At 53.0% G+C, this 15,233-nt stretch carries 14 protein-coding genes and 2 pseudogenes; 9 read left to right on the plus strand and 7 right to left on the minus strand.

The window, feature by feature from the left end; translation table 11 throughout:
* The first annotated feature begins 5 nt into the window (after positions 1-5).
* The 8 genes and pseudogenes from ACYQ8U_RS11230 (at position 6) to ACYQ8U_RS11260 (ending at position 11,316) form a co-directional block, all read left to right on the plus strand.
* The gene (locus ACYQ8U_RS11230; protein ID WP_459945637.1) at positions 6-350 is read left to right on the plus strand and encodes a hypothetical protein; all 345 of its coding nucleotides are present in this window, start codon (positions 6-8) and stop codon (positions 348-350) included.
* A complete protein-coding gene (locus ACYQ8U_RS11235) occupies positions 350-724 on the plus strand; it encodes a GPW/gp25 family protein (RefSeq protein ID WP_459945638.1) in 375 nt (124 codons plus the stop codon). Before ACYQ8U_RS11230 ends, ACYQ8U_RS11235 begins: the two co-directional genes overlap by 1 nt.
* Entirely contained in the window at positions 721-3,114 is a 2,394-nt protein-coding gene (locus ACYQ8U_RS11240) for a baseplate J/gp47 family protein (RefSeq protein ID WP_459945639.1), read from the plus strand. Before ACYQ8U_RS11235 ends, ACYQ8U_RS11240 begins: the two co-directional genes overlap by 4 nt.
* A pseudogene (locus tag ACYQ8U_RS23560) lies at positions 3,111-3,392 on the plus strand (hypothetical protein); the annotation flags it as partial. The gene ACYQ8U_RS11240 and the pseudogene ACYQ8U_RS23560, both read left to right, overlap by 4 nt.
* Positions 3,393-4,889: 1,497 nt before the next feature.
* On the plus strand, positions 4,890-5,462 hold the full coding sequence (locus ACYQ8U_RS23565) for a hypothetical protein (RefSeq protein ID WP_488193404.1): 573 nt from the start codon (positions 4,890-4,892) through the stop codon (positions 5,460-5,462).
* 16 nt (positions 5,463-5,478) lie between these two features.
* Positions 5,479-7,740, plus strand: a complete 2,262-nt coding sequence (locus tag ACYQ8U_RS11250) for a hypothetical protein (RefSeq protein WP_459945640.1) — start codon at positions 5,479-5,481, stop codon at positions 7,738-7,740.
* Between the two features lie 17 nt (positions 7,741-7,757).
* Complete coding sequence (locus ACYQ8U_RS11255) at positions 7,758-10,550, plus strand: DUF6519 domain-containing protein (RefSeq protein WP_459945641.1); 2,793 nt, start codon at positions 7,758-7,760, stop codon at positions 10,548-10,550.
* Between the two features lie 262 nt (positions 10,551-10,812).
* Complete coding sequence (locus tag ACYQ8U_RS11260) at positions 10,813-11,316, plus strand: GrpB family protein (protein WP_459945642.1); 504 nt, start codon at positions 10,813-10,815, stop codon at positions 11,314-11,316.
* Positions 11,317-11,607: 291 nt separating this feature from the next.
* On the opposite strand, the gene ACYQ8U_RS11265 is transcribed toward ACYQ8U_RS11260, so the two are convergent.
* From ACYQ8U_RS11265 to ACYQ8U_RS11295, 7 genes and pseudogenes are all read right to left on the minus strand, one after another.
* The gene (locus ACYQ8U_RS11265; protein WP_459945643.1) at positions 11,608-11,838 is read right to left on the minus strand and encodes a transposase; all 231 of its coding nucleotides are present in this window, start codon (positions 11,836-11,838) and stop codon (positions 11,608-11,610) included.
* Positions 11,798-12,175 carry a transposase gene (locus ACYQ8U_RS11270; RefSeq protein ID WP_459945644.1) on the minus strand — a complete coding sequence of 126 codons (378 nt, stop codon included), beginning with the start codon at positions 12,173-12,175 and terminating at the stop codon, positions 11,798-11,800. The genes ACYQ8U_RS11265 and ACYQ8U_RS11270 overlap by 41 nt, the downstream gene beginning before the upstream one ends.
* Before the next feature lie 143 nt (positions 12,176-12,318).
* Positions 12,319-12,672: pseudogene (locus ACYQ8U_RS11275) on the minus strand (transposase); the annotation flags it as partial.
* A gap of 206 nt (positions 12,673-12,878) precedes the next feature.
* Complete coding sequence (locus ACYQ8U_RS11280; protein WP_459945645.1) at positions 12,879-13,181, minus strand: SDR family oxidoreductase; 303 nt, start codon at positions 13,179-13,181, stop codon at positions 12,879-12,881.
* Between the two features lie 17 nt (positions 13,182-13,198).
* Positions 13,199-13,642 (minus strand): SDR family NAD(P)-dependent oxidoreductase, encoded by a 444-nt coding sequence (locus ACYQ8U_RS11285; protein WP_459945646.1) that lies wholly within the window; start codon positions 13,640-13,642, stop codon positions 13,199-13,201.
* 55 nt (positions 13,643-13,697) lie between these two features.
* Positions 13,698-14,093, minus strand: coding sequence for an SRPBCC family protein (locus ACYQ8U_RS11290; protein WP_459945647.1), 396 nt, complete (start codon positions 14,091-14,093; stop codon positions 13,698-13,700).
* A 7-nt stretch (positions 14,094-14,100) separates the two neighbouring features.
* The gene (locus ACYQ8U_RS11295) at positions 14,101-14,817 is read right to left on the minus strand and encodes a hypothetical protein (RefSeq protein ID WP_459945648.1); all 717 of its coding nucleotides are present in this window, start codon (positions 14,815-14,817) and stop codon (positions 14,101-14,103) included.
* Between ACYQ8U_RS11295 and ACYQ8U_RS11300 the strand changes: the two genes are divergently transcribed.
* The gene (locus ACYQ8U_RS11300; protein ID WP_459945649.1) at positions 14,791-15,093 is read left to right on the plus strand and encodes a hypothetical protein; all 303 of its coding nucleotides are present in this window, start codon (positions 14,791-14,793) and stop codon (positions 15,091-15,093) included. The genes ACYQ8U_RS11295 and ACYQ8U_RS11300 overlap by 27 nt on opposite strands.
* Positions 15,094-15,233: the final 140 nt, after the last annotated feature.

The following is a 15,233-nucleotide window of genomic DNA, read 5'->3' on the forward strand; positions in this document are numbered from 1 at the left end:
ACCCTATGACGAACCCACTACTTACCACCGCAAGCAGTCTGCAATGCCCGCATGGTGGAACGGTCAGCATCATTTCGACCAACATACGGGTATCGGCCGACAATGCACCTCTCGCGTTGCTGAGCGATACGTTCACGATCAGCGGCTGCCCGTTTCAAATTCCGATAGGGACCGGCACGGTGCCGCATCCCTGTGTACGGGTGCAATGGGTGCAAGCAAATACCCAGGTCATGGTCAACGGTACGCCGACCTTGTCAAACACCAGCAGCGGCCTATGCCTGGCCGCTGATCAGGCACCGCAAGGCATGATCAGCGTTGTGCAAACCCAATCTAAAGCAGCGGGGCAGTGATGGAAACGTTTACCAGTTTGCGTTATCCGTTCGCCATAGATCCGGCGCAAGGCCGCGTGGCGCAAGAAACCGATTTTAGCGCCCACGTCGAGCAGTTGATCATGCAAGTCTTGATGACCGAGCCGGGCGAACGGGTGCATCGTCCGGATTTCGGCTGCGGCATCAAGAGGCTTGTGTTTGCGCCTGGCGGAGAAGTCGCAGCGACTTTGGCTCAATCCGTGATCTATCAAGCGTTGAACAAGTGGCTTGGCAACGTGATCAGAGTTAACGAAGTGACGGCGCGCGCACATGACGCAATGTTGGAAATTCGCATAGGTTACGTGGTACGTGCACGTGGCGAAAAGCGATTTCTTAACCTGCAGGTGACGTCATGAGTATCGACCGCCTCGACCTGATACGCGCCTCAACCACCCTGACAGGCATTGACTTTGTCCAAGTCGCGCCAAACCAGACGGAAATATTCGTATTTTTCCACCACGATACTCTGCCCGTAGCGGTGCGCAGCGCGCTGGTCGCCTTGGTTTCGTCGGACTTCGCCATTCTGGGTGAAGGCCAAGTCGACCCGCCTCAAGTGAGTGTGGCGCAGAACGTTACCCCTATGCCGAGTTTCGATGGTCGTGAAGTCCTGCACTTGATCGTCGATGCACCCGGCGGCTTTGGCTATTATCGACTGCACATCGAAAGTGCGGCTATCGATCCGTACTACAACGACTTGCGCTTCAATTTCAAAGTCAACTGTTCGAGTGACCTCGATTGCAAAACGCAACCTCGCCTGTGTTCCGAGGATCTAACCAGTGATTTTCCAGTCGATTATCGGGCGCGCGATTTCTGGAGTTTCCGCCAAGCTTTGCTAGATTTTGCCGCCCAGCGCTACCCTGACTGGCAAGACCGGCTCGAAGCCGACCTGGGCATGGTCCTGGTCGAATTATTATCGGCGCTCGGCGATGAATTTTCTTACGCCCAAGACCGGCTCGCGCGTGAGGCTTATTTGGACAGCGCGACACAACGGCGTTCACTCAGGCATTTGGCGCGTTGGGTCGACTACGCCATCGACAACGGCCACGGCGCCTTTGCCTGGATTGATGTCACCGCAATCGCGCCCGGCGTGATCAATGGCGGTACTTTGATCAGCGATGAACAAGCGCAGACTTTTTTCGAGTTCGGACGCGGATTGAACGATCGCGACAAGGGATTTGCCGTGTCGACACCCAATGAACTCTCACCGCATGGCTGGGATGAAAACGACACGTGCTTGATCGCCGGTAGCCGGCAATTGACTTTGCAGGGAGCGCATGCCGCAAGCTTCGTGCCCGATCCCACGATCGATCCGGTCGGTAAATGGGTTTTATTGCAAACGGTACCAACCGATGCCGCGTTGCCGGTACGGCGTCTTATGGTTCGCGTAGTTGATGCAAAAGACCAGAATGACCCGTTATTAGCGCAACCGATTACCCTTATCCGTTGGGATGCGCCGACACCGTTCGATTTGGACCTCGATACTTTGAATATACGCCTCAATTTATTACCCGCCACATCGGGCAAGACCATTGAAACGCGTTTTCGCATTGGTCCGGCGGCCAACCCGGCAGACCCCGACGCTCATCTGCCGCAGGCGATTGAGCGGGTTGGCATCAACAGCTCTTTTTCATACGACAACGATATTGGCCGTGTAAAGACCCTCTTTTCATTAGCCGACTCCGATCAAACCCCCTTGGTTTGGATAAATCGTAACGGCCAATCGCGTCCTGAAATCGAACTAATCCATGAAGGCGACGGTCCTTGGCCTTGGGTGCCATCCATGGTCGGTGAGGAAACCGTCGCAGCCTCCCAAAAAGCATTTACCCTGGAAGACGGATTGTTCCGGCGCGTCATCGGCTTCGAGCGTATGGGCCATGTTAACGAATTTGTTGACTACGCCAGCAGTAACGGCAGCACCATACGTTTTGGCGACAATGAATTCGGATTGGCACCCGCAGAAGGATCGAAATTTACCGTGCGGTACCGGCTTGGCAATGGTCGCTTGATGAACGTCGCACCCGAAACACTTACCCACTTTGCGCTTGGCCTGCCTGCTTTTGTCGGCGGGATCAGCAATCCCCTGGCTGCAACTTTAGGGCGCGATGCCGAAAGTGACGAACAGGTCCGTGTTAATGCTCCACAATCCTTCCGTGCATTGACCTATCGTGCAGTGCGACCGGAGGACTACGCCGCCATCAGCAAACGTCTGCCGTGGGTGCAGCAGTCAGGTGCGTCCATGCGTTGGACCGGTAGTTGGAGTTCGGTGTTTGTCACGCCGGATTCTCTCGATGAGGCAAACTTGTCACCAGCGCACCGCATCGACTTGCAAACGCTGATGGATCGGGTACGCCAAGCGGGCCGTGAAGTCAAAGTGCTAAACCCGAAATATGCGAATATCGATTTGGAAATCGAAATCTGCGTGGCGTGTAATGCCTACCTCGGCGAGGTCAAGGAAGCCGTTTTGCTGGTCTTGTTTGGTGTCGACGGCAAAAGCGGCTTCTTCGATCCAGACAATTTCACCTTTGGAAAGCCTTTATCACGTTCGGCGCTGATAGCCGCCATTCAAAACGTCTCTGGTGTCAAGGCTGTCGAACAAATGCGAGTGCGCCGGCATGGCTGGTTTGACTGGCGTGATTTTATTGAATTTGAATTGACCGTTGGTATGAACGAGATCGTGCGCATCGCAAATTATCGCGATTGGCCGGGACGTGGGTCGGTCAAACTGATGATGGAGGGTGGTGCATGAGCTGCAAATGCGACAAAACCGAATTCCCTCACCTGTTAAACATCGCTGCGGGGCTCAGACGCTTACCCCGCTCGTTGGGCATTTTTGCTGATTGGCGTCACCCCATCCTGGATGCCATCGGGCGGGATCCTGTGCTTGATGATTGGCGGGCCAAAGTGCTCGGGCAGACCAAACAAGACTTGGGGCTGATGCTCGTCGATATGGGTGCCTATGTGTTTGATGTGGTCAGCTTCTATGACCAACTGATCTGTCATGAAAGCTATTTACGAACCGCACAATTGACCGGTGCGCAACGTCGGATGGTCGATTTGCTCGGCTTCTTACCGCGTCCGGCCTTGGCAAGTAAGGCTTGGCTCGCTGCCCATGCCGACGGCAAAAAAGTTGTGTCGCTGCCGACGGGCAACGCGTTTCGCAGCGGCGAATTCGACGGCAATGCCCCTCAAATCTTCGAGTTGAGCAGTGCGACTGCGATCGACCCGCGTTTAAACCTTTTTACGATCGATCGCATAGTCGCGACCCAATGGCCCGCCTCGTTCAGTGAATTTCTCGCAGAGCCGTCGAGCATAAGGGTTCAAACGGGAGATTGGGTTGTATTCGACTTCGCCAGTGCGTTGACACCGGTGCGCATTATCAGTTTTAAAAAGTATCGGTTGCGAGCGCTGCCGGCAGCGCGCCTAGTCGGCCTGTCGACGACCGTCACCCCACCATCGGGGCAGACCTACGTCAATACCCGCGTACTGGGCGGCGGTGCCCGTGCAGGCGCATGGAAGTTGGGAACTGCGAGCGGCGAAACCGCGGTTGTGTCGGGCAACACCGTATTGATCGACACACGTGTGGCGATTCGTGCCAACGATGTCGTGCTGTTCGAATACGGCAATGAGACAGCGGCGTGCCGCGTGTCGAGCGTTAGCGAAGAAAAGCGTCAGTTGCTCTATCCGCAGACCAGCTCCATTGAAGATTCCGCACATCAGGTCAGCACACTGACCAGCCCGGCTATCTATGTCACGGTGTCAAGGCTGACACTTGATAGCGCCTTGCCCTGGAGCAGTCCAAACACCAATCAATTGACCGTACACTATGCGCTGACAACAGCGGCCAAGATCGTCGCTCCGCCCAAGGATACGTTGCTTCAAACCGACACTATCAGTCTTCCCGCCTTGATTGATGCACCGCGCGTAACGCCTGAAAATTTTTTGTTGCAAGACGTGCACGAAGAAGGCGTGTCCAATACCGGCACCTTGGACGCATTGAAACGCACTGTGACTCTCGACACCACCACGCCCTGGGAACAACAATTAACAGTGCCGGTGCAATTATTCGGGAATGTGCTACATGTTACACGCGGTCAAACCGTACAGGGTGAAGTCTTGGGTCTGGGTGATGCCAGCCAGGCTTGGCAATATTTTCATTTGAAAAAGAAACCGTTGACCTATCTGAGCGCGAGCAATGCCGCCGGGCGCGTTACTACCCTGCGGATTCATGTTGATGGCGTGCAATGGAGCGAAGTCGAAACCTTTTATGGCGTCGCATCTGATGCGACGGTCTACACGGTCCGCCATGATGACGAAGGTCAAAGCACGATAACTTTTGGCGGCGGAGCCCGTGTGCCGAGCGGCGCGCGTGTCATTGCGAATTACCGTTTTGGTGCCGGTAGCGCGGTACCGCCCGCCGGATCTATACAGCAAATAGCCAAACCTTTGGCGGGATTGCGCAGTGTTCGCCAAATACTGCCGGCGTTTGGCGGTAGCGATGCGGAGAGCGCACAGGAACTTGAGGTGTATGGTCCGCGTTCGGCCTTATTGCTCGGCCGGGCTATTTCTCTCGCAGATCTCGTGGCCGCGGCACGTCAAGTCTCGGGAGTCAAAGCAGCAAGTAGCTCCTGGCGCTGGGACGCCGCCGGACTGCGTCCGGCCGCCGTCATTACCTATATCGGAGACGCCCAACTGCAACCGGATTTGATGGCCAAATTGCGCTCCTTGTGCGAGCCCGATGCACCGATCACCCTGGAGAGATCAACCCCGCAATACGCGAAACTCAGTATCAATGCTGCCATAGATAACCGCTACGATCCCGATCAAGTCGTCGGCGAAGTGCAAGACGTGCTATTTGCAAAAGTCACTTTGCCAGGCTCCGGCGGTTTGTTGCGCACCGAAAACTTAGGCCCGGGCGAAGCAGTGTTCCAGAGTACCATCGTCGCCGGCATTATGAGTGTCGACGGCATCCAAACCGTGCAGTCGTTGCTATTCAATAACCAGACCTTTACTCAAACCGGCATTGCACCCAATCTTGGCTGCCATTTTGATTTCAGCCTCGGCGGCGTTTGGATCAATGGGCAGGCGGCGGCCTAAGTCATAGGAGCATAGCATGTCCAACGCACGTGATACCTACCAAGAATATTACAGTGATAAATTATGGGACTGGCTGCCGGCGATCTATCGCGAGCTCGACGGACTCGAGGGTGGCAACAGCTTGCGTTCCTTGTTGCAAGCGATAGGCTCACAAGCAGCCTTACTCAAGCGCAGCCAAGACCGTCTCTGGGACGACATGTACGTCGAACTTGCTGACGATTGGGCGTTACCTTATCTGGCCGAATTGGTCGCCACGCGTTTAGTCTCAGCGCTTAACACGCGTGCGCGGCGTGTCGACATCGCTAAAACAATCTACTATCGGCGGCGCAAAGGCACGGTGGCGGTAGTCGAACAATTGATTGCCGACATGACAGGTTGGGACGGCAAAGTCGTCGAAGAATTTCGTCGCCTGGGCCGCTGCCGGCACGGATTGGACGGCATAGCTCAGACCGGTAGCTTAACGCAAACCCCGGAAGGTGGCTGGGCCGATCTGCGCCACGTGCGTGGTGCCGGCCTTGTCGGGGATCCCTTTGACGAGTTTCACTACACGCCCGACGTGCGTCGTCCACAAGGCCGATTGGGTTGGCGTGGCATCGCCAAACTCAGCTTCCATCTGTATCCATGGCAGGCAGTGGAATTTAGCGGCGTGCAGCCGCACCGTTTTGCCAGCTTGGCGAATGGTCACGACAGTTTCACCTTCGATCCAAGCGGTCGTGACATAGCCCTGTTCAGCGCCAATGATTTGGAGCGCGATTGGAGTGCCTGGAGTACCGCCGCTGAATGGGCCTTGCCGCGCCCCATCACCTGCCGACTGCTTGGTGAAGCCGTATATGCGATCAATGACGGTGTCATTGCCTGGATATTGAACGGTGCGCCGATCCCCTCGCTGGCACAGCGCAAGTCCGCGGCCGCTGACTTGCGCAAACTCGGGACAGAACGCTTTTTCAACGCGGCAAGCCTACACCGCGTTCTCAACGGCTTGCCGCGAGGCGCGGTGCTCACGTCGGCGGGCGTGTTGGCCGGGCTACTGAACCGAGCCCTGGTCTCCGATTGCGGTAGCGCTGCGTTATTAGCTGATGACAGCGGCCAAGCCGCGTACACCGAGCCTGCCCTAGCCGTGGGCTTTGCCGGCGCCTCGACGTTGCCGCGCGACCAAGTTCGCTCCGCCAATCTTGCCAGTTGGAGCCCACCGACACTCAGCGGCATCAACGCCTACATCGATCCCGAACGTGGCCGTTTTACCATGAATCTCTCGGGCCGGCCCAGCGGCACGGCACGGGTGCGCTACCACGCGGGCCAATCCGCACCGATCGGCCCCGGTGCCTACGCGCGTACCTCGTTGAACGTAGCCCCAACCATCACGTGGCAAAACGGTTCAATGGTGCCGGGCATTCCCGCCAACGGCATCCTCGAAATCGTCGACAGCTGCACTTACAACGACCCGCCCGACCAGCTCGCAGTGGTTGCCACAACCGTGTGCGCTGGAGAAGCACAACGCCCTTACCTCATATTGGCCAGCGACTGGATCTTGAGCGCAAGCGGCACAAGCCGCCACTTGACACTCGATGGGCTATGGCTGGGTAGCCGCACCAGCCATCGATTGGTCTTGACCGGCAACTTCGAACAGGTGAATTTGCGCTATTGCACCTTAGACCCCGGTGGCGTCGATGCAGCCGGGGGTGCACTAACGCCATGCACTCTGGTGGTCCAAGGATTTGTGGAAAATTTGGTTATCGAACGCAGCATACTCGCGGGTATCAGTTTGCAAGGCGCGAGTGCCAGTGTCGAAAATTGTCAAATAAGCGATTCCATAATCCATAATAGCGTACCGGGCAGCACCGCTCTCCAAATACCGCGCACCACATTGACGTTGCGTCGTTGCACCGTCATTGCCGATATACTGACAACCCTAGCCGTTGATGTCGAGCGACTCGACGCCAGCGACACTTTAATCGCCGGTAAGGTCGACGTCACCGATACCCAGAGCGGCTGTTTTCGCTTCAGCGCACGGGCCCCGCTGTCGCTTGTGCCGCATCCCTATAAATCGCACGAAATCGACGACTTGCCGCGACTATTCCAGTCGCACCTATTCGGCGAAGCCCGCTATGCCCAACTGCTGGAGGTTGCTCCGGTGGGAATCCGTCTGGGCGCGGAAAACGGGGGCGAAATCGGTGTATTCAGCGCCGAGATCAATCCGATAAAACGCACCAGCTTACAGACTAAGGTCGACGAATACTTGCCATTTGGTCGACTGCCCCATTTTTTTGAACACTATTAATCGTCCCGGAGGACATTATGTCTACCATCGACTTATCTCGCCAGGCCACCGACTTCCGTAAGCATTATGCAGGCGTGCGCATGCAACAAGGCCGTGTGCTCACCGACGACGACTTCAACGAAGCCGCTCTGTTGAATGCCGAGGATCAGCGTCGTACACGCTTGCATACAATTGGGGCCTATGGCGCACCCGATGCCGGCTTTTTGACGAAAAATGTAACCGTCGTCTCAGGGAAACCAAGCTTCACCTTGAGCGCTGGCAACCTTTATCTCGGCGGGCTCCATCTCGAACTCACCAAAGACCAAGCCTTTCATTTGCAGAAAAATTGGGTCAATTTCGACCCGGCGGCGGACTGGCCCACAGCTCCGGCCGCGGGCCGGACACGCGTTGACCTGGTTTGGATAGAAGCCTGGCAACAACCGGTTACGGCCATCGAAGACGAAGAACTGTTTGAAGTGGCCTTGTCCGGTGCCGATACCTCAGTGCGCCAACGCACCATGCATCGCGTGCACATTTTGACCGACGCCAGTAGCGACGAATGCACGGCGGCTTGGAATAGTGCATTGACCAGCACCAGTTTCTCCTCGCTAGGCACCTTGGCCCCGGACATGGAACTCGCCACCACGGCCAAGCTCATCGTCGGCTTCAGCGCACCCAAGAGCATGCCCGATCTATGCTCGCCACCTATTGCGGGTGGTTATCTTGGTGTGGAAAACCAAGCAATACGTGTACAAATGATTAGCCCCACTACCTACACCTGGGGCTATAACAACGTTTCACCTTTGTATCGTGTACAAGCCAGTGCAAAAAACGGCCAACTTGTCAAAGTGAAGTTATTGACCGAACCTAAAGATGCGGTGCATTGGCCGCTGCAAAACCAAGTCATCGAAATTTTGCCCTGGTCTGCGGTACTGTCCAATGGCGAACGAATTGCAGACATCGCCGGACACTTGACCAAAGTCACAGTCAGCTATAACCCGGACGACAAAACCTTTGAAATAGGTACGCCACTGCCTGCTAATTTCGGTACCCAATGGAAAACTCGCAGCGACAAAAGTGACTTCTACGACGGCACTTCTGAACAGGACTTTTTTTTCCTGCGCGTTTGGGACCGCGGTGATGACCTCACTTCGCCCGCTGCAATACCCATAGCCACCGGCAATTTGGGTAACACCGGTTTAACTGTCAGTTTTAGCGGCAGCCCGTTGCGCACAGGTGACTATTGGATCATAGCCGCGCGCCCCGCGGCCCCGGATGTCGTCGTGCCTTGGGAAATCGGTAGCATTAACGGCCGCGCACCGCATGGTATCCGTCGTTATCGCGCACCGCTGGCATTGATACGATGGAAATTCCAGAATGGAAAACGCCTGGAACCTGAGGTGCGAGACTGCCGTGCGCCTTTCGTCTCGTTGACGTCCCGGTGGTGGAGGGGAGGATGTTCGATTGTTGTGGCTCCTGTCCCTGGTTGGGAGAGGCTGTTGGGTTATTTCCAGGAAGGACAGGATGTAAGCATCTGCTTTCAGGTGGGTGACTTTAATTTGAATCAGACTCTGAAATTTAAAAAACTCAACTCCGTCAAGATGGTCGGTGCGGGACCCGGTTCTCGAATTATTGTGTCCGGACACGAGACCGCCTTCCTTTTTGATGGTTGCGAATCCACCATCGTTCGAGATCTTCATATCGAATCTCGACCTTCTAAATCCAATATTCAGATTAATGAAAAGCACTTAAACGGAGCCATAACCTTCATAGATTGTACGAATGTTCAGGTGAGCGATTGCGATTTCTCTTGTCCAGATGCTTCTGGTCGCAGGCAGAGTTGCGTGACAATTCGCTGCAAAGAAAACGAAACAAAGGATCGCATCCTGATCGAGCGCAACCGGCTTCTCGTCGGTGCTTGGCAGACCGGGATTTTGCTTGTAAACGCCGACCACGCCGTAATTCGAGAAAACCATATATCAATGGCAGAAGTGCAGAAATATCCGTTTTTTTCGCTGCCCGAGGTTTTCGTCGGCATCTTGGAGTCAGTGATTATGGCAGGTTTCAGCACGGCGGCATCGTCCGCTACAAAGGAGATCAAATTAATAAAATCGAATTTACGGATCAACGTCGTCGCAACATCCTTGGCTGAACCTCTACTGCGTGATTTTGCTAAAATTGCGCCAAAGAACGTGGCAACCGCCCCCGGAGGTGAGGAAGAAGCGCTTAGACGATTTTCCAGAGGACTCGCGGCTGGACTCAAGATAAATTCACTTTCGAAAGCCGGGCGGAACACGCTTGAAGTGATCCGCCAATCCTTGCGCGCGTGCGGCCAGGGGATTGTAGTCGCAGGAACACGGGTTGGAATTGCTCAAATCCTTGAGAATATTGTAGAGGATGCGATACAGGGAATTCATATCGGACTATCCAATCCGGAGGTTGCAGGTCCGGAATCCGTGAAACAGGTCGTCCTCTCCCGTAACACCGTGCACTGCCTGATTCCGCCGTCGTATAGGCGCGATCGGCACGGCATTTTCGTAGGGAATGCAAGGAGCATCAGTATCACCGACACCGTTGCAACATTGAGCCGCACTGAGATTAAGGATACGAAGGAAACGGAAGTGGAGGGGATACGCGTTCATGGAGTACTGGGGCCTTTCATGGTAATTCGGCAAAACAATCTCAGTGGATTCCCGATTGGGATCCGTGTCGTCCCGGAAAACCAGCCGATACCTGCACGAATCTGGGTGGTTGCCGAATTGTTGGCAACCAATTCGAAAAGAGCCTTGGATGCTCCGGCGCAGATACAGCGAGACAGGATCTCGCCATGAATCGGCAGTGGACGAGACTATATTTCCAGCAGCCTTTTTTATTTGACTGCATCAACAATTTATGTCATCTTATGATTGCTCATGGTACAAAGACGCTTGGTGCGCAGGAAAGTACGGTAACGTATTGTTGATGGAATGATGTAAGCAGGATTCAGAACCGTAAGCCGCGTGTTGGCATACCTAACTGGAAAGAGCGAAGCGTCGTAAACTCAATAGCCTGAGGGTTCGACTCCCCGTTCCATGGGCGCCCAATTCAAGGAACATGGTTAACGTTGTTGAATACGATATCCAGTGGCCTCGCCTGTTCGCTGACGAGAAAGCTAGAATTCTTTCTGCACTTTCCACCTTTGATCATCTATTTGCTACTATGGAGCACATCGGCTCCACTGCCGTTCCAGGCTTAGTAGCCAAACCCGTTATAGACATCCTGATCGGAACAAGATTCGCAGAATTGACAAAAGGACATCTTGAAGCCTTGCGTGGTCTTGGATATGGCTATATCCGGGCTCGAAGGAATGGTCTCTGCCTCTATCGGGGTCACCCGCGATCCCATTTCGTTCATATTGTCGAAATTAATTGTCCGGAGTGGTGCGATCTGCTGCTTTTCCGTGATTTCCTGAGGGCGCATTCTGAAGAAGCCAATAAATACGGCGAGCTAAAAACTAAATTATCAGGAAAGTCCCAGCGCCCCACAGATTATATCCAAGGCAAGCGTGCGCTGGTTCTTGAAATTCTCCAGAAAGCGCGACGCTGGAATTACAGCTAACCGGAAAAAAGGGGACGCATTTATTTTTTTCTTTAATCACGCATAACACCTTAAAGTTAACCGACCTCACTTCCAGTTTGAACAAGTTATATAGAGCCGCAATATTGCGTAAGGCTTATTTGTGCTTGGTAACCATCTTTTTCAGGAGCCTGTCGGTTTCCATTGGCAACCAGACGAAGACTCGAAAAGTTAAGAATCCTGGTTTGATTTAAAGTCGATAATATGTATCATTTGCTTGGCCAGATTTGTCTTTACATCGCGCAAATCAGGTCAACTTATCTTTGATAAATCTTAGCATTTCAAAACAAACGTTCGCTTTATATTCCAAGTGATGGACACAAGTGTCCATTCTCCGGCGACCGTATTCAGACCCCGAAACAAAAATTGTCTGAAGCCCAGTATTTGTTTGATAATGCCGAATACCGTTTCGATCGTGCTCTTTCGGTCTGCGTAAGTTTTACGGTCCTCGACTGTCTTCAGTTTATATCTCATCTTGTCGCTCGGCTCTGCGTCTTGCGGCATGGTTCGGGGGGTAATAAATCTCTCCACGAGCGGCTGGTTGTGCTTTACCACTATTCAGTGGAATGAATGGCTCAATCTCGGACTTCTTACAGGCGGTCAGCTTGTCACTGTTGAAATAACAGGCATCGGCCAAAATGGTATCCACCTTACCCAGTTTATCGGGCAGGGCAGCAAGAGATGCAAGGGCCGGCACCAGTTCCTGCTCATCGTTTGGCGCTTGGCTGATGTGCGATTCGACGATAAGCATGGTCTCGCCATCCACTGACGTCTGACCATTATAAGCCTGAACAAATCCCTTGTCCGAGGATGGCATGATGCGGGATTCTTCGTCAGTCAATTTAGCCTGATCTTTCTTATGCGGCCCCAGGGTGGCCGTTTAGGACCGCGCCCACGAGACTTTTTGTCGGTCTTCCTGGATTTTTCCTTGCGGGCAACGATTTTCTTCTCGTACTCTTTCCTGCTCCTAGTGCACTGTATAATTTAATATTTTGGATACAACCGTTTCAGTTTGATTCGAGCGTCATCTGTTTTAAATTGCCAGTCTACTGTTGTTTGTCGGTTGTTACGATCAATATTCCATGCCGCCACCTTTCCCCGCATCTTTTCAATACAATCGATTCGGACTGAAAGGCACTGACGCTTCAAAACACTGAGTTCAATTTCTGCTATATTGAGCCAATTCCCATGCTTTGGTGTGTAATGAATCTCCAGGCGATTCACCAATTTCCTTGCTTCCTTGGGAGGAAAAGCCAAATATAATGAGGCGACGTTGTGAGTATTGAGATTATCCATTATCAAAACCACCTTCTCGGCATCTATATACCGTTCTTCAAGCAAGGTAGTCGTTGAGCATAAAAACTCTACGAAACGTACAAGGATAACGTCAGCAATGGAGTTTATGTGGCAAAAAAAACTGAGATAACCGAGCAAACAAGGCGCTTGAGAGGGACGCTATTAACGTCGCGCCCCTCAGCTTCACGTTAAAAGTCACGATATACTGTAGCGTTAGCCAGAGTTTAAGTTTTGTGCATGGTTTTGTGTCATATGGAATTCCACACCCGTTCTAGCCGGCGGGCCGGAGAGTCGAGCGCCCCCCCGTCGATGCTGATGATTTGTCCAGTAATCCAACCTGCCTGATCAGAAAGTAGGTAAACGACAAGATTGGCAATATCTGTACTGGTGCCAAGTTTCTTTAAGGGGTGAAGCTCTGTCAGCGCCGAGGCAACCTTTTCATTGGCCAAAATCGACTCAGCCAGCGGGGTCTTCGTTAAAGAGGGGGCAACGGCATTGATCCGAATTTTGGGTGCCAGCTCTGAGGCAAGGGACAATGTCAAGCCGCTCACAGCACCCTTTGCCATCCCTACGGAGGGAGAACCGCAACACTAGAAAAGAGAACCACCGAGGGGCAACCAGCACTTTTTTTTAAAGCAGACAACCCACCTTGTATAGCAAGTGCCGCGCCCAGGGCATTTACTTGAAAATCCTGAAGAAAATCAGCCCTGGTAAGTCGTCGAATACTGCCGAAGGTGATGGTTCCAACGCTATAAACAAGTCCATCCCAGGGAGCGGCGAATTCCTCAGTTACCCTGGAGAAAAGGGTTTCTTCGCAGACATCTCCGACGGTGAAGTCGGCATCCAGTTCAGCTGCGAGTGGAGCAAGCTTTGCCTTGTTCCTGCCAACGAGGTGGAGGTCGTGTCCACTTGCCCGTAAAAGCCTGGCGGTTGTCGAGCCGATCCCGCCTGAACCGCCATATATCACAATCCGCTGCGCAATGATACGCTCCTTCCTGACTGTTTGTTCCATTGGTCAAAGAAAATAGTACCCCTGTTAGGGCAAAATGTCCTCTGCTAAAATACAATCAATGCCGGGAAGCAATTTTTCCGATGCGTATCAACGCCAGCCAGCAGACAGGGAGGTAGGCCGCCGCCCACCATGGCATATCAAAGCAGAGTGTCGACGACGTATCACATGTCCGGATGAGTTTGTGACCGGTCGCGCTATACGAGCCGATCCGCCAGCTCCAGAAATCCAGGTCCCTGAATTCACAAATCGTGAAGGGCAGCCGGAGAGAAAACAGTGTCTGCACCCGCCCCTTGCTGCTCAGCCGGATATGCCGATCCCGGCAGTCGACAGCAAAAACAGAAGGCCCCCATATTGACCAGAGTTGGGTATCTGTCAGGATATCCCAGACGCTCTCCGCCGGTGCCGCCATGTTCCTGCAGATTGATATCCTGTTGTTTGTAAAGCGGATCATGTTCGGCTCACTCTCTTGTTGTTTTCAAATATATTTTCGTCATATCAGCAGCTTCAGCCGAGGTACGGAGCCTGATTTGGTGGAAAAGTATTCTGCATTTTTCAAGGGAAAGCTTTTTCACCGCAGTTATCGACTCAAACTCATTGCGGGCGTGAGGAAATTTGTTATCGCCACTCGATATCTCTTCTTTTATGATAATCTTGGAATATATCAGTGCCTGGGCACAGCACAGCTGCCATTTTTGTTGGCTGACCCTGCGTCCAAAAATATAGTCCAGCGTCAGTTCATCGCCAGGACTCAGAAGGCTGCCGTGGAGGGTGAGTATTTTCAGGGCCTCTCTGTCAATGTCCCGGATTCGAAGGCGCCATTCTTTTGAGAGACTTTTGCCAAGCAATCGCTTCAATAAAAGATCCATTGAACCGGCCTCGATATACGTGTTTTTTCCTGGAACCAATACTTCGATAATGCGCTTTGCCCGCAATGAATCACGCAGGATGAATCGCCTGGCATCTGCCATGGCAAAGGCATTCATGGCCGCCAGTATTTTTGGGAAATCATCGTCACCGACTTCGGTATAGTACTCTATCAGACATTTTGTCGCCTCATGTTCGGCACAATACACAGCATGGGCAGGCGTGTTTGGGGGGATTTCATCCGGGCGATGACCGTCAGCAAAAAAATATTGGATCCACAGTAAATGATCAAAATATGGTTCAACCTGCATTATCTCTTTTCCGGCCTTGAAGCATTACCGGAGCAGTCGGTACTGACCCAGGGCAAACGCCGGATAATCTATATCGAGTTCGAGCAAATGGTCTTCGAGCTTGACGGCACCGCCAAGTGCCTAGTGGAAATCAGGATGAAGAGGCTCTTCAAGAAGAATGACATCATGTTCCTTTATGATCCTGGCTGTAAGTACCAGTGTTTCCGGACGATGGGTAGAGTAACAGAGGGTTATGTTGTGCATACACAGAAACTAATCATGATACATGTCGATTGACTACAGAAATTGACAGCCTGTGAAGAAATTCCCGATACATGGAAAGACCCCATTAATGATCGAGTGATTTTCACACAGCCCTTGTTGCTCGATGAGTAACAAGGGCTGTTTTTTTTATCAAGGCAACGCCAACTAAAATG

The sequence above is a fragment of the Desulfocastanea catecholica genome (genome assembly GCF_054657295.1).